Annotated in this window: 18 protein-coding genes and 1 pseudogene; 7 read left to right on the top strand and 12 right to left on the bottom strand. The window is 65.2% G+C overall.

All coding sequences use genetic code 11. From position 1 onward, the window contains the following. Both F624_RS0130450 and F624_RS0130445 read right to left on the bottom strand, forming a co-directional pair. A partial coding sequence (locus F624_RS0130450) for a DUF1302 family protein (RefSeq protein ID WP_031256812.1) occupies positions 1-351 on the bottom strand: 351 nt, incomplete at its 3' end. An 83-nt stretch (positions 352-434) separates the two neighbouring features. Beyond that, positions 435-1,826 carry a DUF1329 domain-containing protein gene (locus F624_RS0130445; RefSeq protein ID WP_019578160.1) on the bottom strand — a complete coding sequence of 464 codons (1,392 nt, stop codon included), beginning with the start codon at positions 1,824-1,826 and terminating at the stop codon, positions 435-437. Positions 1,827-2,072: 246 nt separating this feature from the next. Between F624_RS0130445 and F624_RS0130440 the strand changes: the two genes are divergently transcribed. Continuing rightward, positions 2,073-3,074: a helix-turn-helix domain-containing protein gene (locus F624_RS0130440; protein ID WP_084679854.1), complete on the top strand. Its 1,002-nt coding sequence runs from the start codon at positions 2,073-2,075 to the stop codon at positions 3,072-3,074. Between the two features lie 43 nt (positions 3,075-3,117). On the opposite strand, the gene F624_RS0130435 is transcribed toward F624_RS0130440, so the two are convergent. Beyond that, entirely contained in the window at positions 3,118-4,044 is a 927-nt protein-coding gene (locus F624_RS0130435; protein ID WP_245573771.1) for a LysR family transcriptional regulator, read from the bottom strand. An 81-nt stretch (positions 4,045-4,125) separates the two neighbouring features. On the opposite strand from F624_RS0130435, the gene F624_RS0130430 reads away from it, so the two are divergent. From F624_RS0130430 to F624_RS0130420, 3 genes are all read left to right on the top strand, one after another. Continuing rightward, the gene (locus F624_RS0130430) at positions 4,126-5,124 is read left to right on the top strand and encodes a tripartite tricarboxylate transporter substrate binding protein (RefSeq protein WP_051107602.1); all 999 of its coding nucleotides are present in this window, start codon (positions 4,126-4,128) and stop codon (positions 5,122-5,124) included. Between the two features lie 2 nt (positions 5,125-5,126). Then, on the top strand, positions 5,127-6,800 hold the full coding sequence (locus F624_RS0130425; protein ID WP_019578156.1) for an FAD-dependent monooxygenase: 1,674 nt from the start codon (positions 5,127-5,129) through the stop codon (positions 6,798-6,800). A 141-nt stretch (positions 6,801-6,941) separates the two neighbouring features. Next, complete coding sequence (locus tag F624_RS0130420; protein ID WP_031256808.1) at positions 6,942-8,114, top strand: ATP-binding protein; 1,173 nt, start codon at positions 6,942-6,944, stop codon at positions 8,112-8,114. A 59-nt stretch (positions 8,115-8,173) separates the two neighbouring features. Here F624_RS0130420 and F624_RS0130415 read toward each other — a convergent pair whose 3' ends face one another. From F624_RS0130415 to F624_RS0130405, 3 genes are read right to left on the bottom strand one after another with little or no spacing between them, the layout of a single operon-like run. Then, positions 8,174-11,236 carry an efflux RND transporter permease subunit gene (locus F624_RS0130415; protein WP_019578154.1) on the bottom strand — a complete coding sequence of 1,021 codons (3,063 nt, stop codon included), beginning with the start codon at positions 11,234-11,236 and terminating at the stop codon, positions 8,174-8,176. Next, positions 11,233-12,408 carry an efflux RND transporter periplasmic adaptor subunit gene (locus tag F624_RS0130410; protein ID WP_157443707.1) on the bottom strand — a complete coding sequence of 392 codons (1,176 nt, stop codon included), beginning with the start codon at positions 12,406-12,408 and terminating at the stop codon, positions 11,233-11,235. Before F624_RS0130410 ends, F624_RS0130415 begins: the two co-directional genes overlap by 4 nt. After that, positions 12,405-13,814, bottom strand: a complete 1,410-nt coding sequence (locus F624_RS0130405; protein ID WP_019578152.1) for an efflux transporter outer membrane subunit — start codon at positions 13,812-13,814, stop codon at positions 12,405-12,407. Before F624_RS0130405 ends, F624_RS0130410 begins: the two co-directional genes overlap by 4 nt. A 102-nt stretch (positions 13,815-13,916) precedes the next feature. Here F624_RS0130405 and F624_RS0130400 point away from each other — a divergent pair, with 102 nt between their 5' ends. Beyond that, complete coding sequence (locus F624_RS0130400; protein ID WP_019578151.1) at positions 13,917-14,531, top strand: TetR/AcrR family transcriptional regulator; 615 nt, start codon at positions 13,917-13,919, stop codon at positions 14,529-14,531. Between the two features lie 75 nt (positions 14,532-14,606). Here the strand turns inward: F624_RS0130400 and F624_RS36120 are convergent. Together F624_RS36120 and F624_RS0130395 are read right to left on the bottom strand one after the other, a co-directional pair. Further along, positions 14,607-14,837, bottom strand: a pseudogene (locus tag F624_RS36120) (LysE family transporter); the annotation flags it as partial. Positions 14,838-14,871: 34 nt separating this feature from the next. Beyond that, positions 14,872-15,513: an FMN-binding negative transcriptional regulator gene (locus tag F624_RS0130395; protein WP_019578150.1), complete on the bottom strand. Its 642-nt coding sequence runs from the start codon at positions 15,511-15,513 to the stop codon at positions 14,872-14,874. Between the two features lie 117 nt (positions 15,514-15,630). Here F624_RS0130395 and pdxR point away from each other — a divergent pair, with 117 nt between their 5' ends. Continuing rightward, entirely contained in the window at positions 15,631-17,175 is a 1,545-nt protein-coding gene (gene pdxR / locus F624_RS0130390; protein ID WP_019578149.1) for a MocR-like pyridoxine biosynthesis transcription factor PdxR, read from the top strand. 29 nt (positions 17,176-17,204) lie between these two features. Here pdxR and F624_RS0130385 read toward each other — a convergent pair whose 3' ends face one another. Both F624_RS0130385 and F624_RS0130380 read right to left on the bottom strand, forming a co-directional pair. Then, positions 17,205-18,137: a LysR family transcriptional regulator gene (locus tag F624_RS0130385; RefSeq protein WP_019578148.1), complete on the bottom strand. Its 933-nt coding sequence runs from the start codon at positions 18,135-18,137 to the stop codon at positions 17,205-17,207. Positions 18,138-18,375: 238 nt separating this feature from the next. After that, on the bottom strand, positions 18,376-19,278 hold the full coding sequence (locus F624_RS0130380; RefSeq protein WP_019578147.1) for a LysR family transcriptional regulator: 903 nt from the start codon (positions 19,276-19,278) through the stop codon (positions 18,376-18,378). 96 nt (positions 19,279-19,374) lie between these two features. Between F624_RS0130380 and F624_RS0130375 the strand changes: the two genes are divergently transcribed. Further along, positions 19,375-20,352: an NAD-dependent epimerase/dehydratase family protein gene (locus tag F624_RS0130375; protein ID WP_019578146.1), complete on the top strand. Its 978-nt coding sequence runs from the start codon at positions 19,375-19,377 to the stop codon at positions 20,350-20,352. Between the two features lie 606 nt (positions 20,353-20,958). Here F624_RS0130375 and F624_RS33755 read toward each other — a convergent pair. Both F624_RS33755 and F624_RS0130365 read right to left on the bottom strand, forming a co-directional pair. Further along, positions 20,959-23,058, bottom strand: coding sequence for an ATP-binding protein (locus tag F624_RS33755; protein WP_019578145.1), 2,100 nt, complete (start codon positions 23,056-23,058; stop codon positions 20,959-20,961). A 38-nt stretch (positions 23,059-23,096) separates the two neighbouring features. Beyond that, positions 23,097-23,552 (bottom strand): response regulator, encoded by a 456-nt coding sequence (locus F624_RS0130365; RefSeq protein ID WP_019578144.1) that lies wholly within the window; start codon positions 23,550-23,552, stop codon positions 23,097-23,099.

Here is a 23,552-nt window from a genome sequence, read left to right as displayed (position 1 = left end):
GACGTCCTTGAGCCAGGTGATGCGGCCCATGAAGGTCAGGTCTTCGCTGGGCTTGAGCACCAGCTCGTGCGAGCCCTTGAGGTAGGTGGTGAAGGGCTGGCCCTTCTTGTAGTTGAGGTCGCCCTGGTCGCCCAGGCCCGACACGGCGCTCAGGCCGCCAGCGGGCGAGCCGGTGTTGCCCGAGGCGATCAAGCCCGGGGTGGGGTCTTTGACGCGGATGCCGGTACCCACCGACACGGTCGAGTCGAAGCTGCCGCGCAGGCCGTCTTCGGTCTCGAAGGTGAAGGCCTGGGCCGCGCCATGGGCCAGCAGCACGGCAGAGAAAATGAGGGAAAAGCGATGTCCGGACATGGTGTCACCTTGTCTTCAGAAAGGGGGTCGGGTGAGGGCCCCGGGCCGGTGCAGCGCAACCGGCCCGGGCTGCCTGGCAGGGATCAGCGTTCGCTGATGGCGCGCAGGTTGTCGGAGGTGTAGAAGCTGGCCTTGAGCTTGGCGTTATTGCCGGCCTCGGTCAGCCAGTGCACGTCGGTGCCGGTGCCCACGGCGTGTTCGTCAAACACATAGCGCCCTTCAAGCACGTTGTGCTGCACGAAGGCCGACACATCGCAGGAGCCGGTCTCGTACACCGGGATCACAAAGCCTTCGCGAACCTTCCAGAGCTTGCCCTGGGCGTCGTAGTCGTCGGCCACCAGCGGGGCCCAGCTGTCTTCATCGAGGTAGAAGGTGCGCTTGGGTGCCAGGTGACGGGTTCCAGGCTTGACCGTGGCCTCGACCACCCACACGCGGTGCATCTCATAGCGGCGGTGGCCGGGCTCGATGAAATCGCGCTGGGCCACGTCCTCGAACTTGGCCTTGAAGTCATAGGCACCGAACACGTTGTAGGGCACCAGCATCTCCTTCTTGCCCACCAGCTTCCAGTCGAAGCGGTCCATCAGGCCGTTGAAGACATAGGGTTCGTCGAGGGTGTACTGGTTCTCGAAGCCGATCTGCGGGGCGTCGTAGGCATAGGTGGGCATGCGGCGCACGCGGCGCTGGCCCGGAAAGTAGTAGAAGGTCTCGGTGGCGGCTTCGCTGTAGTTGGTGATGGCCAGGGCCTGGCCGGCCAGCGCAGTCGGGCTGTTGTAGCCGAAGTAGGTGTAATACTCGACCTGGGGCAGCTTGCTGAAGGCGACCGAGCCCTTGGCCCCCCAGGGCACGAACACCACCTGCTCGGAACCGGCCTTGATCCACTCCTCGCTGCCTTTGCGCGGCGAGGCTGCGGTGATCACTTTCTTGTAGTCCAGCGCCAGGCCGCGGTAGCGCATCTTGGCGTTCCACATGGCCTCGGCACCGTTGCGCGGCATGGGGAAGGGGTAGCCCGGCAAAAGCGCCTCCTGCAGTGTCCAGCCGTTGTCCTTGAGCTTGCCGGCCTCGACGTTCTTGCGCGTGTTGTCGGCCACGAAATCGGGCACGCCACAGCTGCGGTGCGAGGGGTACACATCCATGCGGTAGCCCTTGGTCTGCTTGATCAGCTCGACCTGGCCGGGCGAGAGCTTGTCGGCGTATTTGTCGACGTTGCTGGCGTCGACGGAGTACAGCGGTTTTTCGCCCTTGTGCTTCCAGAACTCGCCGCGCAGCTTGCCCCAGGCCCAGCCGGCCTCGGGGGGCTCGGCGCCGGTGTAGGCCGGAATGCTGCCATCCTTGCTGGCAGCCTGCTCACCGCCGGCGGGCGTCAGGTCTTTGCCCAGGCGGGCGGCATCGCGTGATTGCGCCAGGCTGCTGCCCACGGCGGCCATGGCCGCCAAGGCCAGCAGCAGATGGCGCCCGGTGTGTCTTGCATTCCCCATTTTTACGACTCCTGATTTGCGATCTGGTAAGCACCACGAGGGGTGGATGGGCTGGAGTTTGTGACGGGGTGCAACAACACCGTTATCGGTTTTGCGCAAGTCTCATCTAGGGTAACTACCAAGCAAAAATTTGGTGCGACGTCACCACGCTGGTGCGCTCTGGTTTCTACCGATGGCCGGCACGGCTGATGCTTAGGACACTCGGTCCCCACCCCACACGGGCGCAAAGACGCCCCGCACCGAGCCATGAGCCTTCAATCCGGCCACACGATGCCCCAATCCAGTGCCATGCCGCCGCCCTCGTGGCACGCCTGCGTGCGCTCCAGCGATGTGGACGTGCATGCCAGTGCGCAGCCACAGTGGAGCCTGAATTACGACCAGCTCTCGCCCGGCCGCTTCGATGGCCAGATCGAACTGGTGCAGTTGCCCGGCCTGCGCATGATTCGCGAAGGTGCCAACTGCAAGGTGCGCCAGCGCGGCCAGATCGGCCGCGGCCACTACGGCCTGGCCATGGTGCTGGAGCAGGACAGCGAAGCCATCTTCAACGGCCAGCGGCTGAGCACCGAATCGATCATGATCGGCCGCGGCGAAGAGCTGGACCTGCTGACCCCCGCCCACAGCGAGCTGATCGGGGTGGTGGTGGAGCACGAACTGCTGGCCGCCCTGTGGCAGAGCATGTACCAAAAGCCCCTGTCGGCCTGGATCGAAGAGCAGATCGTGGTGCAGGCCAGCACGGCCTCGGCGCGCCACCTCGACAAGATGCACCGCCGCATCCTCGGCCTGTTGAGCAGCTCGCCCGAGCTGCTCAACGACCCGGTGACCCTGATCCAGTTGCGCGACGCCATCCTGATCGAATGGATAGAGGCCATTCCCTCGCAGGTGGACACCAGCGAGCTGCGCCGCGTGGAGGCGCGCAAGAAGGTGGTGGACCGCGCCTGCGAATGCATGCTGGCCCATTCAGACCAGCCCCTGTCCACCCTGGACGTGTGCAGCCGCATCGGCACCAGCCCGCGCAAGCTGGACTACTGCTTCAACGATGTGCTGGGCATCAGCCCCAAGCGCTACCTGCGCCTGGTGCGCCTGAACGGCGTGCGGCGCGACCTGAAAAGCCGCGCCCACGAGGCCCGCGTGAAGGTGCAGGACGTGGCGGCACGCTGGGGCTTCTGGCACCTGAGCGAGTTCTCGCGCGACTACTCGGCCCAGTTCGGCGAGCTGCCTTCGCAGACGCTGCGCAACGCGCAGGGGTGAGGCCTGCGGGCCCGCAGCGCCGAAGCCCGACTCGCCACCCGACTCAATTGGCCAGCCCCACGGCGGCCTGCCTCAGCACCTCGGCAAAGGCCTGTGTCGCAGGCTTTTGCTGGGTGCCACGGCGGTAGGCCAGGTACAGGTCGAGGTGAACCACGGGCTCGCGCAGCATGGTCACGCGCAGGCCTTGGCGCAGGCACTCCTGCAAGGCAAAGGCGGGCACGATCGCGCTGCCCCGGCCCGCCCGCACCATGCCGATCAAGGTGCCGATGAGGTTCACGCGGGGGCACTCCTGATGGGCCAGGCCCAGGCGCGCCAGCTGCTTTTCGATCACCACCTGGATGGGGTTGTCGATGGGCAGGCTGACCAGGGGAAGGCTCTTGAGCCGGCTCCAGGGCTGACTCTCTGAGAGCTGGCCGCTGTCGGACCCATCGGGTGGGCTGATGCGCATGAGGCGGAACTTGCACAGGGGCTGGCGCGACAGCCCCACGGCGGGCTTCACAAAAAAGCCAAAGCCGATGTCGGCCTCGCCGTCCAACACCTGCTGACGCACCGTGCCGACTTCCACATCGCTGAGCTGCACTTGCACCTGCGGGTGGACCAGACCAAATCTGCGGATCACCTCGGGCATCAGGCTGGCCGACATCATGGGCGTGGCCGCCACGCGCAAACGCGAGCGCACAGCGGCCTCGCTGCCATCGAGCGCCGAGCCCAGCGCACGCAGCTCCACCACCAGGCGCTCGGCCACGGGTTGCAGGCGGCGGCCGGCGTCGGTCAGGGTGAGCGAGCGGGTGGTGCGATCAAACAAGCGTGCGCCCACCTGTTCTTCCAGCTCCTTGACCAGCATGCTCATGCCCGAGGGTGACAGGTGCACCTGCTCGGCCGCCTTGGCGAAGCTTTGCAGACGCGTGACCTCCAGAAATGCGTGCAGCTGCCGGGTGCTGACATTCATCAGCTTTGATGAAGAATTCATCAGAATTTTCCGTTTGATCGAAGTCAAGACTCTCGCTTTAATTCTCCCCCAACCCACCCCATAACGATAGAGACAAGCCCCATGCCCCCATCACGCGCGCTTGCGCCGCCCCCCAGCCCCCACCGACGCAGCCTGGTACTGGGTGCCATGGCTGCTGCTGCCGCACCCATGGCCTGGGCCCAGAGTGCCGCCGACGCCCCGGTGCGGCTGGTGGTGCCCTTCACGCCGGGTACGGGCATCGACTTGATTGCACGCCAGATTGCCCAGCCGCTGTCCGAGCGCCTGAAGCGGCCTTTTTTTGTCGATAACAAGGCCGGGGCGTCCGGCATCATCGGCACACAGGAAGTGGTGCGCGCCACGCCCGACGGCACCACCTTGCTGGTGAGCGTCAACACGCTGGTGATGAACATGGCGCTCTACCCGAAGCAGGGCTTCAACCCGCTGACCGATCTGGCGCCCGTCGCCCAGACGAGCTGGGGCCAGCTGCTGCTGGTGACCTCGGTGCCCTCGCGCATCGACACGCTCAAGGGCCTGATCGAGCGTGCCAAGGCCCGGCCCGGGGCGCTCAACTATGGCTCGCCCGGCGCCGGCACGCCGCACCACCTGGCCATGGAGCTGCTGAAGAACCGGGCCCGGATCTCACTCACCCACATCAGCTACCGGGGCACGGCCCCCGCCGTGACCGACCTGCTGGCCGGACAGATCGACGCCATGTTCCTGCCCATCCACGTGGCCTTGCAGCATGTGAAGGCCGGCAAGCTGAAGGCCCTGGCCATCAGCTCGGACACCGCCCACCCGTTGCTACCCGAGGTGCCGTCGCTCGGCAGCCTTCACCTGGGCAACCTGAATGTGGACATGTGGTACGGCGTGTTCGCCCCGGCTGGCACGCCCAGCGCGTTCATTGAGCGGCTGAACACCGAGCTGCGTGAGGTACTGGCCTCGCCCACCGTGGCCAGGTCGTTTGAAACCCAGGGCATGACCCCAGCCCACAGCTCGCCCGACGCCTTTCAGAAACTGGTGGCCAGCGACGCCAGGCGCTGGGCCGAGCTGATCAAGGCCCAAGGCATCACCGCGGAGTAAACATGACAACAAGCACACTGAAGCAGACACAAGACAAGGCACCCGCACAAGACACCGAGGTGGTCATCGTGGGCGGCGGCCCCGTGGGCATGGGGCTCGCCATCGAGCTGGGCCAGCGCGGCGTGAGCGTGATCGTGGTGGAGCGCTACCTGCAGCCCCAGCCCATCCCCAAGGGCCAGAACCTGACCCAACGGACGATGGAGCATTTCCACTTCTGGGGTGCCGAAAAGCAGCTGCGCGCCGCACGCACCATTCCGGTGGCGTACGGCATCGGCGGCCTGACCGCCCATGGCACCCTGCTGGGGCCCTACACCTATGACTGGTTGCAGCGCGATCTGGTCAAGCCCTACTACTTCACGGCCAACGAACGCCTGCCCCAGTACGCCACCGAGGCCGTGCTGCGCCAGCGCGTGGCCGAGCTGCCTTCTGTGCAGACCCTGTATGGCTGGGACACCCAGGCCCTGACGCAGGACGCACAGGGCGTGTCGATCACGATCGCCCAGCGGGGCAGCAGCGACACGCGCACACTGCGCTGCGCCTATGCGGTGGGGGCCGACGGGGCCCGCTCGGTGGTGCGCGAGCAGGCGGGCATCACGCACACCCGCACCGACCACGACCGCATGATGGTGCTGCTGGTCTTCAAATCACACGGGCTGCACCAGTTGTTGGAGCGTTACCCCGGCAAGTCGTATTACAACGTGCTGCAGCCCGAGCTCAAGGGCTACTGGAAGTTTCTGGGTCGGGTCGACCTGGGCAGCACCTGGTTCTTTCATGCCCCGGTGCCGGCCGGCACGACCCAGGACAACTTCGATTTTGCGGCCTATCTGCATGAAGCCGTGGGGGCCGAGTTTGATGTGGCGTTTGAGCACATCGGCTTTTGGGACTTGCGCTTCATGCTGGCAGACCGCTACCGGCAGGGCCGGGTGTTCATCGCAGGCGATGCCGCCCACAGCCACCCACCCTATGGCGGCTATGGCGTGAACTCAGGGCTGGAGGATGCCCGCAACCTGGGCTGGAAGCTGGCGGCCACCTTGCAGGGCTGGGGCGGTGAAGGGCTGCTGGACTCGTATGACGCCGAGCGCCGCCCGGTGTTTGCCTCCACGATCAACGACTTCATCGCACGCTCGATCGAGACCGACCGGGCCTTTCTGGAGCAGCACGACCCGGCCCGCGACCAGGCCGCCTTTGAGGCTGCCTGGCAGGCGCGGGCCCAGGGTGCCGTGGGCGAGGTGCATGCGTTCGAGCCGCACTACGAAGGCTCGGGCATCATCTGGGGCAGCGATGGCCGCAGCAGCGGGGCCAAGGGCTCGCACCGCTTCGAGGCCCGCCCCGGCCACCACCTGGCCCCCGCAGCACTGCCCAACGGCCGCAATGTGTTCAAGGCCCTGGGCACGGGGTTCTCGCTGCTGGTGGTGGGCCAGGCCGGCGCCCACGCCGGCGCGGTGCAGGCTTTTCGTGACGAGGCCGCGAGCCTGGGGCTGCCGCTGACGGTGGTGGACTGCGGCCCGGGCGGCCAGGGCAGCGAACCCGGGCGCTATGGCGCGGCGCTGATCCTGGTGCGGCCCGACCAGTTTGTGGCTTGGGTGGGCGCCGATGCCTCGGCATCGGGTGCCCGCCAAGCCCTTCAGCGGTCGGTGGGTGCACTGGCGGCCTCCCCCGCCCTGGCAGCCGGCTGAGGCCTGGCCTGACGGACCGCCCACGCCCGTGCAGCTCGACACCTTGCGGGGGGCCAGGCCCTGGCCTGTCAGCCGCCGGGCCTGTTTACCCAATTTTATTGAATTGAGATAATTATCCGAATTCAATAAAAAAGGATAAGAATGACCTTCCATCGACCGACGCTCGCCGCGGACATGGCGGATCAGCTGCTGCGCCCCAAGGGCCTGATGAAGAAAGTGCGCTCTGGCCTCTTCCTGGGTGGCTTGCGCCGCATCGGCAAGACCACCTTTCTGCGCGGCGACCTGATTCCCACACTCGAGGCGCAGGGGGCCATCGTGGTCTATGTGGATCTGTGGAGCAACACGGCCGCCAAGCCCAGCGACCTGCTGCTGGGCGCGGTGCGCAAGACGCTGACCGATCTGCAGCGGGCCGACTCGAAGGCGGTCGGGGTGCTGAAGCGCCTGAAGGGGCTGGACCTGGGGGCGGGCGGGTTCAAGTTCGGCTTCAGCCTGAGCGAGCTGGGCAAGACCGAGGGCAATACCCTGGCCGGGGCCTTCTCTGAGCTGGTGCAGGTGGCCCAAACCAATGTCGTGGTCATCATCGACGAAGTGCAGCACGCGATGGGCTCTGACGACGGCAACGACATGCTGCTGGCACTGAAGGCGGCCCGCGATGAGATCAACCTGAGCCCCAGCACGCCTGGGTATTTTCTGTTTGTCGGCACGGGCTCGCACCGGGCACGGGTGCGCGAGCTCACGATCAAAGGCAAGCAGGCCTTCAACGGCGCGATGTCGGAAGACTTTCCGGTGCTGGAGATCGACTTTGTCGAGTGGCTGCTGAACGAGGCCGATCTGGGCGAACGATCCCCCAGTGCGGCCGTGGCCTTCGAGTGCTTTGTGCGCCTGGGGCGCCGGCCGGAAGAGCTCATGAAGGCGCTCGCGGCGCTTCAGCAGGCGCCCAATTTTGTGGCGGCCGACCAGGACCTGCGCGCCATCACCGAAGGCGTGCGGCAATCCGCAGCCGCGGTGGACCTGGCGCGGCTCGATGAGCTGGGCCCCCTGGCGCTGGCGATCTTCGGCTACGTGTGCCGCCAAGGTGGGCAGAGCGTGAAGAAGGTCTTTTCAGGGGCCACGCTTGACGAATACAGCGCCGAGATCGGCCGCCCCGTGGGCGCCGAAGAAGTGCAGAAGATGGCCAACCAGCTGGTGGACTCGAACATCCTGGCGCGTGACGGCCACGGCATCTATGGCGTGAGCGACCCCTTCCTGGCCGAGGCCTACACCAGCCGCGCCAATGTGCTGCGGACCCTGGACGGGCCGCGCGGGGCGGGCTGATGGGGGCGCGCTGAAGCCAGGGCCTCAGCCCATTCGACCCATCGGCACTCGCCCCCTGTTCATGAGCTCACCCGGCGGGTGAACCAGCCACGCAGGCCGATCATCAAGTCGTCCACATAGGTGAACACGGTCGGGATCACCAACAGGCTGAGGGCCGTCGACGCGATACCGCCACCAATCACCACGATGGCCATCGGCTGTCGGAAGCTGGGGTCAGCGCCCAGCCCCAGGGCGATCGGCAGCATGCCCGCCGTCAGCGCGATGGTGGTCATGACGATCGGCCGGGCCCGCTTGTGGCAGGCGTCCACCAGGGCGTCGTGGCGCGTCATGCCGTGGTCGCGGCGGGCCATGATGGCGTACTCGACCAGCAAGATCGAGTTCTTGGTCACGATGCCCATCAACAGCACAAAGCCGATCACGGTGGGCATGGAGAAGCTGCTGCCCGTGATCAGCAAGGCCGCGACGGCGCCACTCAGCGACAGCGGCAAGGCGGCCAGGATGGTGGCGGGCTGCAGAAAGTCGTGGAACAGCAGCACCAGCACCCCATAGATGCAGAACACGCCGATGGCCATGGCCATGCCGAAGCTGCCGAACATCTCGGACATGCGCTGCAGGTCGCCCTGGGCCACGGTGTGCACGCCCGGGGGCAGCTTGCGCACCGAAGGCAGGTTCATCACGGCCCGGTTCACGTCGCCCAGGGTCTGGCCATTGAGCTCGATGGTCAGGGTCACGTTGCGTTCGCGGTCGATGCGGTTGATCTGCGCCGGGCTGGAACCCATCTGCACCTCGGCCACCGAGGCCAGGGCCACGCTGCCGTTGGTGGCCGGCAGGCGCATCTGGGCGAGGGTCGCCAGATCGCTGCGCACCGCCGGATCGAGCCGCACCCGCACCGCCACCTGGCGCTGGGGCAGGTTGAGCTTGGCCAGGCTGGTGCCGAAGTCGCCATTGGTGGCCACGCGGATCAGGTCGGCCAGGTCGGAGGTGGCCACCCCCAGGGCGGCGGCACGGGCAAAGTCGGGCAGCACCTGCACCTCGGGCTGCTGCAGCGCCGCGCTGGAGGTGACGTTGCCCAGCCCCTGCAGGCCCCGCAGGTCTTTTTCAACGGCATTGGCGGCCCGGCTCAGGGCACCGGCGTCGTCGCTGGCCAGTGTCAGGGTCAGGGTGGTGCCGCTCATGCCATTGCCCACGCTGACACGGGTGCCCGACAGGGCACGCAGGCGTTGGCGCAGATCGCTTTCCACCTCGGATTGTTTGCGGTGGCGTTCGCCGTGGGGGGTGAGGTTGAGCGTCAGTACGGCGCTGGTCACGTCGGCGGTGCTGGAGGCCCCCATGCCGTCGCCTGAGCTGGCCGTGCCGGCCGAGATGAAGACATCGCTCACCTCGGGCAACTGACGGGCGATGTCGGCAGCCTGCAGGGCCACGGCCGAGGTGTTGTCCAGGGTGCTGCCGGGGGGCAGGGTCAGGGTGAGCTGCACCTGGCCGTCGTCTCCCGCCGGGAAGAACTCGGTGTGGATCAGCGGCATCAGGGCCAGCGACAGCGCAAAGATGGCGGCGGCCACGGCCACCGTGGTCTTGCGGTGGCTCAGGCACAGGTTCACCCACCCCAGGTAGCGGCACATGATGGGGCCATCGGGCGCCTCCTCGTGCGTCGGGGCCTTGAGAAAGTAGGCGGCCATCATGGGCGTGAGCAGGCGCGCCACCAGCAGCGACATCAACACCGCCGTGGCCGCCGTGATGCCGAACTGGCGGAAGATCAAGCCCGGGATACCGCCCATGAAGGCCGTGGGCAGGAACACCGCGGCCAGCGTCAGGGTGGTGGCGATCACGGCCAGCCCGATCTCGCCAGCGGCCTCTTCGGCCGCCTGCTTGGGCGATTTTCCGGCCTTCAGGTGGCGCACGATGTTCTCGACCTCAACGATCGCATCGTCCACCAGAATGCCCACGACCAGGGCCAGGGCCAGCAGCGACACGGTGTTCAACGAGAAGCCGGCCCATTGCATGACCGCGAACGTCGGCACCATCGAGATGGGCAAGGCAGCGGCCGAGATCAGGGTGGCACGCTTGTCACGCAGAAACCACCACACCACCACCACAGCCAGTGCTGCGCCCTCGTACAGCAGCTGCATCGAGCCCTTGTAGTTCTCTTCCACCGGGGTGACGGTGTTGTAGGCCTCCTGGATCGTGACGTGGGGGTTGGCGGCGGCAAACTCGGCCACGGCGGCGCGCACGGAGCGGGCCACGCCCTCGTCCGAGAAGCCCTTGGAGCGCGTGATCTGAAAGCCGATCACCGGCTTGCCGTTGAAATAGGCACGGGTGCTGCGGTCGGCATGGGTGTCGCTGATCCGGGCCACCTGGTCCAGGCGCACCCGGCGGCCATCGGACAGGGGCAAGGTCAGGGCCGCGATGTCCTGTGCCGAAGCCGCCGCGCCCAGGATGCGCATGGACTGGCGTGCGCCACCCACATCGCCCCGGCCACCGGAGTAGTCCTTCTCGATCGATTTCAGCAGGCTCGACACATTGGCCGCATTCACCTGCAGGCCGGCCATGGCGGCCGGGTCCAGGTCGACCTGGATTTCGCGGTCTACCCCACCCACGCGCTGCACCTGGGCAACGCCCTTGACGGCGAGCATGGCCTTGGCGATGTTGTTGTCGACAAACCAGGAGGCTTCAAATTCATTGAGCCGGTCGCTCTGTACCGTGTAGGTCAGCAGGGCCGAGCCCGCCGTGCTCACCTTGGCCACGGTGGGCGCCGCCATGGCGGTGGGCAGTTCGGCCTTGACGCTGTCGACCGCATTGCGCACCTCATTGAGGGCCTCTTCGGCGTTCTTGGCGATGTCGAAGCTGACCGAGATGGCCACAGCGCCGTCCGAGATGGTGGTGGTGACGTGGTCCAGCCGGCTGATCGACGCCAGCTTGTTCTCGATCTTGCGCGCCACCTCGGTCTCGAGCTGCGCGGGTGCCGCCCCTTCCAGGGTGGCACTGATCTTGATGGTGGGCAGGTCCATGTCCGGGAACTTCTGGATGCCCAGCTGGTGCAGCCCCAGAAAGCCCAGCACCGTCAGCAGGATGAACAGCAGCAGAGTGGGCGTGGGCTTGTGGATGGCCCAGGCGGAGAAGTTCATCGCGGGGTCTCCTCACGGCGGCTGGCCGCCGCCGGGGTCTGGGGCTGGGCCTGGGCTTGGGTGGCCGTGGCCACCTTGTCGCCATCGGCCAGGAAAGCGCCCCCCGAGCTGACGATGCGGGCCTGGGCCCCCAGACCCTCGACGATTTCAACCCGGTCACCCACGCGCCGCCCCACGCGCACACCGCGCCGCGTGACGCGCTCATCGCTGCCGAGCTCAAACACATAGTTGTAGCCGTCGCCCAGCACCACGGCCGATTGCGGCACGGTGAGGGCCGGCGCGCTGCCCAGTTCGATGCTGCCACTGGCAAACATGCCGGCCTTGGCCTGCGAAGCCGGCAGGCTCACGTAGACGATGCCCCGGCCGGTAGAGGTGGACAGATGGGGGGCCACCGCCCGCACCTTGCCGTTGACGACCCCACCGGTGGGCAACTTGATGCTGGCACTGTGACCCGGCTGGATGCGCCCGAGCTGAGCGGCATCCAGCTCGGCCTGCCATTCGAGCCGGCCCTGGCGGATCATTCGGAACATCTCGTCGCCACTGGCCACCACCTTGCCCAGCACCGCCGTGCGCGAGGTGATCACCCCGTCGTCCACCGCCACGATGCGGGTGTGGTCCAGCACGATGCGCTGGGCATCCACCTGGGCCTGGCTGCTGTCCACGCTGGCCTGGGCGGCCAATTCGTTGTTCAGGTACTCGTTGTAGGCCTGGTCGGAAATGGCGGCGCCCTGCCGTGCCACGCGGGCCCGGTCGGCATTGCCCTTGGCCTGGGCCAGGCTGGCCCGGGCAGAAGCCAGGTTGGCCTCCAGGCGGCGCAGCTCCACGCTGGCCGCATCGCTCACCAGTTCGGCCAGCACCTGGCCGGCACGCACCTGGTCGCCCACCTCGGCGCGCAACCTGGCCACCCTCAGGCCACCGGTCTGGGCGCCCACCACGGCCTCTTGCCAGGGCGTCACCGTGCCATTGGCGGTGGCCGTCAGCGGCCAGTTCTGGGTGCTGGGCCGGGTGGTCTGCACGGTCAGGGCCGTTCGCGCCGCGTCGGGCGTGGCGGCGCTGGCCGCTGCAGCGCTTTGCTGAGAATGCACCTGCAGGGCGGTGCCAACACAGACGAGCAGCAGGGTTGCCGAGGCCAGGGCCGTCCAGCGACGTCGGGGGGTCGTCATCCACTTCATGATTTTTCTCCGGGCGCCTGAGCGCTTTGCCAGCCGCCACCGATGGCTTTGTAAAGCGTGATCCACTGGGTCACGCGAGATTGCTGCAGCTCGATGCGGGTCAGCTCTGCCGACAGGTAAGAGCGCCGCGCCGTCTCCAGATCCTGCAGGCTGCCCAGGCCGGCGCGCCAGCTGGTTTCCGAGGCCGCCACATAGTGGCGGTACTGCTCGGCACTGGTCTGCGCATCGCGCTCACGGTCGGCCGCGCTGTCCAGGTTGACCAATGCCTGTTCCACCTCAAGCACTGCGTTGCGCACGGTGCTTTTGTAGCTGGCCACTGCACTGTCGTAGTCGGCTCGGGCGCTGTTCACCTTGGCCGTCAGGGCGCCTCCCTGAAAGATCGGTAGCGAGATCGCGGGCACCAAGGACCACGGCGTACTGGCCACCCCCGCCGTGCTGGCCGCGGCGATCGAGCCAGTGATGGTGAACGTGGGCCACCGGTTGGCCTCGGCAACACCGATCTTGGCCAGCGTCGAGGCCACCTGCCGCTCTGCCGAGATCACATCCGGGCGTTGAGCGATCACGCTGGCAGGCAGGGCGTCCAAAGAAAAATCTGCGGGGCTGGGCAATGCGCCGGCCCCCTCGCCCAACAAGCTGCGCACCTGCGGCTCGGCAAGCCCGGTGGCGGCCACCAGGGTCTTGATCAACAGGTCGCAACTGGCCTGCTGCGCCCTGGCATTGGCTGAGGCGGATGCCGCGCCAGCCTGAGCCAGCATCAGATCCGAGGGCGCGCCCAAACCGGACTGAACCGAGACACGGGTCAACTTCAGTGTCTGCCGATAAGACAGGGCCTGGTCCTGGTACGCCGCCTGCTTGAGACGGCACGCCCGGTAGTCCACGTAGTCGCCGGCCACTTCAGCCGCCAGGCTGATGCGGGCATCGTGCCAGTCGGCCTGCTTGGCCTGCAGCGAGGCCTGGCCCGATTCGACGTTGCGCCGCACGCTGCCAAACAGATCGACCTCCCAACTGGCGTCCAGACCGGCGCTGTTCACCGTGCTGATGCCCGAGACGCCGGTTTGATCGGCCGACCGGGTGGACGAAGCATTGGCGCTGACCGAAGGCAAGCCTGCAGACCGGTTCACGGTCACCGTGGCCCTGGCCGACTGGATGGCTGCGGCGGCCTTGGCCAGACTTGGGCTGTCTGCCTGAGCGGCCCGCTGCAACTCAGCGAGCACCGGATCCTTGAACTGGGCCCACCAGTCGGCCATCTGGGACAACTGCCCGCCATGGGGGCGCGGCGCCTGCCAGGCCTCGGGCAGGGCCACGGCCGGCTTCACGTAGTCCGGCCCGACGGCGGCGCAGCCGACCAACAGGGAAGCCCCCCAGGCCACGACCATCGACAGGCGCAGCGACTTGAAAATTTGCATTGTGAACAGACCCAACCATAACTAAACTTATGGGTCTATTTTTAAGTACGCCTGAACCAGGCAAACAACCGCTGCGTAGACAAAAGTAAAGTTGGGTGAACCATGCGCGTCAAAACCGAGTCCCGTCGCCAGGCCATCGTCCAGGCCGCAGCCCATGTTTTTCTGGAGAAGGGCTATGCCGGCACCAAGATGTCCGACATTGCCCAGACCGTGGGCTACTCCAAAGCGACCCTGTACGGCTACTTTGAGTCGAAGGAAGACCTGTTCCTGGTGACGGTGCAAACGCTGGCAGACGCACAGTTCAACACGCCCTTCAGCCAACTGGATCCGGCCGGGCCGATGCGAGAGACCTTGCAGGCCTTTGCCGAAGCCATGTTGAGCGTCACGACCTCAGACGACGCCTTGGCCTTGTTTCGACTGGTGGTGGCGGGCTCGGTCGACCAGCAGCTTGCCCAGCGCATGTTCGAGCAAGGCCCCAGGCTGGCGGACCATGCCGTGGTCGAGTTCTTGAACCTGGCCATCGACCGGGGCGAGCTCCAGCGCTGCGACACCACGATGGCGGCGGATCACCTTCGTGGATTGTTGGAGTCGCAGTTTTTTCACAAGCGCCTGTTCGGTGTGATCCAGGTGCCATCCCCGCAGGAGATCTCAGAGGCGGCCAAGCGCGCACTCGGTGTTTTCTGGGCCGCCTATGGGGCGCCTGCTCACGAAGGTTGAAGGGGGGCGTGAATGCCCCCTGCAAACCCGGCGTCGGCGCCGCATCAAGCCCATCGCGCACGGCGAACATGCGCACCCCCGGTAGCCAAGGCAAGCGGCGCCTGTGTATTTCAGAACACTGAATGCCCACGCAGACTGCGCGACGAGCAGGGACAGGCCAAAGGCCGCCGCCAGCACGTGGACCAGCCCCCCCAGCGCCGACCCCAGGCAGGACGCCAATCCGACGGCTCGGCCTCCGGCCGCGGTGCGGGCCACCCCCTGGGCGATACCGGGGCCAGGGGTGATCGCCAGCAGCCATGCCGCCATGAAGAATGAGCAATACGCCACGGCGCCGCGACGATCAAATCTGGATGGTGGGTGCCACGGCCTCGGCCATCGCCTGGGCCAGAGCGTGATTGCCCCGGGCCTGCAGGGCACGGATGGCGCCTTCGCGGTCTGGCACCTGATGGTGCTGGTTCAGCTTGCGCTTGCCCTCCAGGCGGGTGATGCGGATTTCGACGCCCACGATGTGGCGCAACTGCTCGGCCAGGTAATCGGCCGGCGCATCCCCCATCTTCCAGGGGCTGGGCTGGTCGGCCTCGTGCTCGCGCGTGAGCTTGGCCACCACGCCCCGGACAAAGCGTTCGTCGTCGTGAACATGCACGGTGCCATGGGCATGGACCACTTCGTAGTTCCAGGTGGGCACGCGCCGATGCGTCTCGTGCTTGCCGGGGTACCCATTGGGCGAGATGTAGCCCTGGGCACCGCGAAACACCACCAGAACGGGGTCGCCATCGGCCACCTCCTGCCAAAGGGTGTTGGCCCGCGCAACGTGGGCGATGAGTGTGCCCTGCGGGCCCTGATCGGCCTCCAGCAGCAGCGGCAGGTGATGGGCCTCCAGCCCGTTGGCGGTGTTCGTCACCAACATGCCCAGGGCGTTGTGGCGGACGATGCGGTGAAGTTCTTCGATGCGAGGCTCGGCAAATTGAGTCGGCAGGTACATGTGACAACCTTGATCGGGACAGACACCGGAAAAGCCCGGCGAGCCCTGCCACTTTGCGGCATCATTGGCCTGAAAGAAATATCCAGTTTTCTAGAAAATGACCAGGCCAGTTCCACCATGCCCCTGATGCCCAAAGGCCGACCCAGCCGCAGCCGCGCGCTCTATGAAGAGATCCGGGCCCGCATTGCAGACGGCACCTTTGCCCCCGGTCTGGCCCTGCCCTCCACCCGCGCACTGGCGGCAGAGCGGGGCCTTTCCCGAGCCACGGTCACCCTGGTGTACGAGCAACTGGCCGCCGACGGATTCATCGAGACGCGAACCGGCGCCAGCAGCCGCGTGGCACCGGGGGGCGCCGCAGGCGCAGCCGCCGATCCCTCAGCGGGCCAGCCACCCTTGCATGGCAGGTCTGCCCCTGCCGGGCAGAACACCGGCCGCCTCTCCGCCATCGGTCATCGGATGGCCGCCTTTGGCCTGCACGATGCGCGCCCCACGGCAGCCGGCGAAATCGACTTCATCTACGGGCCGCTGTCGGGCGCCGACTTTCCCACCCTGGCCTGGAGCAAGGCCATGCGCCATGTGGAGCGCCAGCGGGTCAGCCGCCTGGCGTACGAAGACCCGCGAGGCAATCTGCCACTGCGACAAGCGCTGCACGCCCACCTGAGCCAAACCAGAGGCCTGGTGTGCACCTTGGACCAGATCATGATCGTCAACGGATCACAACAAGCGCTGGATCTCTGCGCCCGCCTGCTGCTGGACCCGGGCGATGGCGTGATCGTAGAAAACCCGGGCTACCAGGCCGCACACCAGGCGTTCATGGCCTATGGGGCGCGTTTGGCCTGCATCGACGTGGACGCGCAGGGCATGAAGACCGAACAGCTTGAAGGGCTGGGCCCTGCGCAAATGGCCTACGTGACACCCACCCACCAGTTCCCGATGGGTTCGTTCCTGCCACTGGCCCGCCGACGACAGTTGCTGGCTTGGGCCCACGAAACGGGGGCCTGGGTGATCGAGGACGATTACGACAGCGAGTACCGCTATACGGTGGGCCCCGAGGAAACACTGCAATCGCTGGACCGCCACGCCCACGTGATCCACGTCGGCACCTTTTCCAAAACCCTGTCGCCCCAGTTGCGGCTGGGCTACATGGTGCTGCCGCCCGGTCTGGTGGACACCTTCGCCACCGCCAAGCGCCTGACCGACCGCCAAACGGCCTCCGGGGTACAGCGCGCATTGGCCTTGCTGCTGGAAGACGGCAGCTATGCGCGCCACGTGAGGCGCATCCGACGCCACCAGGCGGCCCGCCAACACGCGCTGACCGAAGCACTGACGCACCATCTGGGTGACCGCATCGAGATCCAGGGCGCCGCCAGTGGGCTGCATGTGGTGGTGTGGTGCCGCTCGCTGCCCTCCAGCGCCGAAACAGCCCTGGTGCAAGCCGCCCGCGATCTGGGCGTGCGCGTCTACCCCATCAGCCCGCTGTACCACCCCCACCCCACCGGGCCTGGCCAGCAACGGCCCGCGGGCCTGATCATGGGGTACGCCTTGCTCGGCGAAGCGGCGATCGTGGAAGGTGTGCAGCGCCTGGGCGCGGCCTTGCAGCAGGTGCAGGCGGGCACGCGGCCCAGCCAAGGCTCGCAGCCTTCGCAGCCCACTGCCGGATGATTCAGGCAGGCAAGCCCCCCGTACCCAGTTCAAACCCCTTGCCAAGGGTCGGCTTCAGGATCACCAAATTCGGATCTGAGGAAGGCCAGAAAAGCCTGCACCTTGCGCGGCACATGCTTGCGGCCCGTGAAGGCCAGCCACACCTGCCAGGATTCGCCCGTCCAGTCGGGCAGCACACGCACCAGGGCCCCGCTTCGCAGATAGGGCTGGGCGTGGGCCGAGAGCATGCCAACGATCCCCATGCCCTGCAAAGCGGCCATGTACAGGGCCTCGGGGCTGTGAGAGTGAAACCTGGCCGGCCCGGGACGCACATCCACACTGGCCTGAGCCCCAGCCGCCGTCGAGCGAAACCGCAGCACCTCGGCAATGCCCTTGCCCTTGGGGAACAGGCACTCATGCTGCTCCAGCTCCAAGGGGTGCGCCGGGGCCGGGTGGGCCTCCAGATAGCGGGGCGATGCGCAGAGCAAGGCATGGGTGGTGCCCAGCTTGAAGGCCGTGTAGTCGCCATCGGCCAGCCCCTGCCGGCTGAACAGCACCGTCACGTCCGACTTGAGATCGGGCCCCTCCAGAAGCCTGTCGCTGGTGTTGACCTCGATCTCCAGCTGGGGATAGACGCGCTGCAGACGCGGAACCCGGGGGATCAATTGGGCCGCCGCAAAATCGAGAGACGATTGCACCTTCAAAAGGCCGCCCGGCATGCGCCCGCTGGTGCTGGCCTCATCGTTGGCGGCATCCAGCCCTTCGATCAAGGGGCGGATGCGCGCCACATAGACCTCGCCCTCGTCCGTCAGCGACAGCGTGCGCGTGGTGCGTTGCAGCAGGCGGATGTTGAGCGCCGCCTCCAGCTCCTGGATCAGCCGGGTGACCTTGGCCCTTGAGGTGTTGAGTGCTTGCGCCGCAGGCGCAAATCCGCCCTGGTCGACAACACTCAACAGGGCACGCATCGAATCGAGTTGGTTCATAAAAGAGGCGGTCGCATGGCCAAGGCGTGGCGCCACTTTCCGACAATGAAAAGATGGCAATGCCGCGCGTCACGCAATGCCTTCCCAGAAAGCGCAAGCTCCTGCCGTACTGGCCCGTGGCATTCCACGGTCGCATCATGGACTATATTCGCGCGGCACAGGTACCTGTTGAACAGGGCTGTCAAAAATGGCCGTGCCGAAGAGGCGCGTATCACCGACCTTTGAAGGCAGGTCGTCTTCATGCCGGCAAGGATGGAATCAAGTAGCTTTGCAACCCGTGAAGCAGTGCGTCAAATGCACTCTTGCAGCGTGCACTGGCGCGCAGGTCTTCGTGCATGGTGAGCCACGTCTCCAGCTTGAGCGATACCTGCCCAGGTAGCACGCGGACCAGTTCGGGATTGCGTCTGGCCAGCGCGGCCTGGCAGATGCCGATGCCCGCCCCGGCCCGAATCAGGGCCAGTTGGGCCAGGTCGCTGTCGCTGCGCAGGGCCAATGCCTCGCGGTGCCAGGAGGAAAAACTTTTTCGAGCCTTGCGTACGAACGCCGTCTCTTCGTCGAAGCCGATCAGGACATGCTCACCGAGTTGGGCGACGGTGGTCGGCGTGCCACGTTTTTCCAGGTAATCCGTGTGGGCATGCAAGCCGAGTTCCACATGGCCAAGGTGCCGAGCAATCAACTGGTCTTGGGTGGGCGCCGTCATGCGCACGGCGATGTCGGCCTCCCTGAGCAGCAAATCCTGCACTTTGTTGCTCAGCACCAATTCCACCTTCAGCAAGGGATGCCGGGCTTGCAATCGGGCCAGGATGGGCGGCAGCACTTCCACGCCGATGACCTCACTGGCACTGATTCGCACCGTGCCTCTGACGCCAGCGCCCTGGCTTTCGGCAGCGCGCTTGAGCGCCGCGGCGGCACTGCTCATGGCCTGGGCATGGGCCTTCAACTCCAGCGCGGCCTCGGTGGGCATCAGGCCAAGCTGGGAGCGCGTGAACAGCACAACGCCCAACGCCTTCTCGAGGGCGACCACATGACGCCCCACGGTCGGTTGGGCCACACCCAGTGCCCGCGCGGCACCTGACAGCGAGCCCTCCTGCAGCACGCTGAGAAAGGAGCGATAGAGCTCCCAGCCAATGTCTGTATCCATGCATAAATGTATAGCCGATAGCTCATCTTCGGCAATTCCATGCAAAAGCATCGCCGGTCAGACTTCTGCCATCGCAACTGGTTTTGGAGAACTCTGATGGTTGGCAACATAAACAAGGCCCTGGTCCTGGGGGCCACCGGCGGCATCGGCGGCGAGGTGGCGCGGCAGCTGCGAGACGCCGGCTGGCAGGTGCGCGCGCTCAAACGCGGTGGCACCACGGCCCAGGAAGAGCACGATGGCATGACCTGGCTGCGCGGCGACGCCATGAACCGCAACGACGTGACGGCCGCAGCGGCAGGATGCTCGGTGATCGTGCACGCTGTGAACCCACCCGGCTATCGACGCTGGAACGAGTTGGTATTGCCGATGCTGGACAACACCGTCGCCGCCGCGCTTGACCACGGCGCCACCATCGTGCTGCCCGGTACGGTGTACAACTACGGGCCTGACGCATTCGCACAACTGCAAGAGGACTCGCCACAAGAGCCCGTGACCCGCAAAGGCGCGATTCGCGTCGAATTGGAGCGGCGCCTACAGGTGGCAAGCACCCAGGGGTGCCGGGTCATCATTGTGCGGGCGGGTGATTTCTTTGGCCCGAAATCCGGCAACAACTGGTTCGGACAAGGCCTGATCAAGCCGGGTCAGCCAGTGACCCGCGTCAGCCTCCCCGGCAGGGCTGGCGTCGGACACCAATGGTCCTACCTGCCCGACGTGGCACGAGCCATGGTCGGGTTGCTGGCGCGTCGGGACACCCTGGAGCCTTTCGCACGCTTTCACTTGGCTGGACATTGGGACGCCGATGGCCAACAGATGGCCAAGGCAATCCAGCGTGCGGTGGAACGCCGCACGGGCACAACCCCGAAATTGCAGGCCTTTCCCTGGTGGCTGATCACGCTGGCTGCACCATTCAACCCCACTTTGCGGGAGCTACGCGAAATGAGGTACTTGTGGAACGAAGCCGTGCGCATGGGCAACCTACGCTTGACTGAGGTGCTGGGACACGAGCCGCACACGCCTTTGGACCAGGCTGTGGAAGCCACGCTGGAAGGCATGGGCTGCCTCACGACGCGCTGAGCAGATTGCCAGACGGCCGGGTCAACCGCGGCCACCCCGGCATGGGCCTCCGCCTCACGAAGGCACACCTGGCGCCGGCGGGCAGGTCGATGCAGGAACGGCAGAGGTGAGGCGCAAGCCAGGGACATGGCACCTGGGTGATCAGGCAGGCCTCGCCGGAACCACAGTCTCTGCCGTGGCGTTGGCCAGGGCGTGATGGCCTCGCGCCTCAAGGCAGCTCAAGTCCGCAAATGGCGCCTTCGCGGTCTTGTGGTGTTGAGTGCCTACGCCGCAGGCACAGATTCGCGCTGGTCGACAACCCTCAAAAGGGCACGCATTGAATCGAGTTGGTTCATCAAAGAGCAGGAAACAGAGCCAAGACCTGGCGCCGTGGTTCGACATAGGGCCCATGGCGCACAGCGTCAAGTGCGGCACCGGCTGAATCCTGCCGCCCCATGTCTCGGCAAACCTCGACGCATTTTGTTGAGGTGATTGATTCCTACCTCCGCTGGCACAACGAGATGCGGGTCAAAATTTACTGCGGCTCTCTTTGCCCCATCGAATATCGGCTGAGCCTCGAACTTGCGGCATACAGCCAGTACAAGTGCCAACTGAATCTCCAGCAGGTCAGTTTTGGGATGGTTGCGGCACGCAGGCGATCGGAAGGTGGACAGTGAACTTGGTCCCGGTTCCTGGGCTGGATTCCACCTCAATCCGTCCGCCATGCTTTTGAACGATGGAATACGAGAGGGACAGACCCAGTCCAGTGCCTTGCCCGACCGGCTTGGTTGTGTAGAAGGGTTCAAAGATTCTCTTGCGGACCTCGTCGTTCATGCCGCATCCGGTGTCAGACACGGAAATGGCAATCCAATCGCCACGGACTTCCGTTTCCAGGGTGATCACACCTTTGTCCTTGATGGCTTGCGCAGCATTCACGATCAGGTTCATGAGGACCTGATTGATCTGGGCTGCCAGGCACTTCACTCGTGGAAGCTGACCGTAGCGCTTGACCACCTCGGCCTTGTATTTGACTTCATTCCTCACCACGTTCAGGGTGGAGTCCAAGCCTTGGTTGATGTCGGCCTCTGCCCATTCTTCATGGTCCACCCTGGAAAAGTCTTTGAGGTCCTGCACGATGCGTTTCACGCGCGAGAGTCCGTCCTCGGTTTCCGCCAGTAGATCGGGCAGGTCTTCGGCCAGAAATTCGAAATCGAATCCGGAAAAACATTGGGCCAGCCGGCCCCAAGGACTGTCGTCTTCGGAAGCCAATGCCTTGTCCTTGAGTTCACGATCCACGGCGTGGCCGAGTGCGAGCAAATTAGCTGAATAGCGACCCAATGCACCAATGTTTGAGCTCACGAAGCCTAGCGGGTTGTTGATCTCGTGCGCCACACCGGCAGCCAACTGGCCGATGGAGGCCATTTTCTCGGATTGCAACAACTGGTTCTGGGCCTCTTCGAGCTTGGCATTGATGTCCGTGATGCGGTCAAAGTTCTTCTGCAGGCTCTCGTGTGCCGTCTTGATGTCGGTCCGGTCCAGTAACAGCCACCATGAACTTTCATCACCCGCGCCGGGGTTGGCAGGGTAGCCGATCAGCTGGATCCAGCGCTCGTTCCCAAGGCTGGTCCTCATCCGTGCCTCGTAGTTGAAAGCGGTACCGGCCTTCAACATGGGACCGGCCATCTTGCGTATGAATTCGTAGTCGTCACGGCTGGCGAAGATGTGATTGACCCTCAAGGTCTGGATTGGCGTTTCCTGGAGCTCGAACATCTCGACAAAGGTGTTGTTGACCCTAGAAATCAGACCATCCTGAAGCTGCACGATGCCAATGGGAGCGTTTTCCAGCAATGCCTCGATCTGACGATGCTGTGCGCGCACTTCGGCAGTCCTCTCAGCCACTGTCCATTCCAGGGCCAATTGCTGGCGGCGCAGCGCGTCTTCAGCATCCCTGCGACTGGTGACGTCCTGCAAGGTTTCAATAGCCCCGACCAGTCTGTCCTTAGAGTCGTAAAGCGGAGCTGCCGAGAAGTAGAGCCAGGCACCGCTGTCGCCGATGTCGGGGAAGAAGTCCTCGGCTTCGACAGCGTTGGAGATCAGGGCCGACCGCCGGCCCCGCCCCTTATAGAGCGATGGCATCGCGGATTCGACGCTGCCTTCGATGATGAGGTCGGCCAGAATCGGCCGTGGGCTCGGATAAAACGGCCGCCAAGCTTCCCTGTTTCCGATCATCGCGCCCTTGGATACCCCAGTCAGTTGTTCAGCGGCCGAGTTCCAGTGGGTGACAACATGCTCAGCGGTCATCACCAGGGTGGCCACCGGATCGTTCTCGATGATCTGATTCAAGCGCTGACCCATCTCCATCAGGCTGTCCTGGACAATCTTGATATCGCTCAGGTCCTGGCAGGTACAGATCACCATGGATCGGTCAGCCACTCTGCGCTTGACGCCCGCGATCTCAATGTTCCGCTTCAGGCCGCTGGCTGACAGGATGTTGAGTTCGATGGAAGGCGAGAGTCCTTCCCCGTCCAGGCATTCGTCCAGATACTGGGTGATCATCGCCCGATGTTCATCGGGGAAGATGGACAAGGGATCAAGGGCTTGCAAGTCGCTCAGGCTAAGACCGATCAAGCGCAGCATCTTCTGGTTGGCATGGACGATGGCTTGTCCGTCATAGGCAAACAGGGGTTGACTAACAGCCTCCAGGATGTCGAGTTCTGAATATTCCATGGTCACCCCAGCGTTGGAGGTTTGGATGAAGGTTGCGCTCAGCTCTGGGGCTTCGCCGAGGTGGGCCGGAACTGCATCAGGCCGATGCTGGCCAACTCCCTCTGGTAGCGTTCATTGGCTGATTTCTCAAGTGCTGCGGAGAGGTCTCGGCACAGTTCCTCGGCAATCCAGGGCTTACTAAGGTACTTGAAGACATTGAGCTCGTTCACCGCGGTACGCATCACCTCGAATTCCGTTGAAGCGCTGAGCATCATGGCAACCACCTCGGGCTGTAGAGTCCTGGCGACCTGGATGAACTCAAGGCCGCTCATGTCTGGCATCAGATAGTCGGAGACCACGACATCGAATTCGATTTCACGGATCCAGGTCAAGGCGACGGCCAAGTCGCTGGTGAAGTAGAAATCGACCTGTTCGGAGAACACGGGTACCAGGACCCGTTTGAGCGCCGAGATGATGTTGGGCTCGTCATCGATGAGTAGAGTACGCTGCTTCAT

Origin of the sequence: Curvibacter lanceolatus ATCC 14669 (assembly GCF_000381265.1) — a bacterium.
Lineage (GTDB): Bacteria > Pseudomonadota > Gammaproteobacteria > Burkholderiales > Burkholderiaceae_C > Curvibacter > Curvibacter lanceolatus.
The sequence above is the reverse complement of the archived record's forward strand: the minus strand, read 5'-3'. Positions and strand labels throughout refer to the sequence as shown.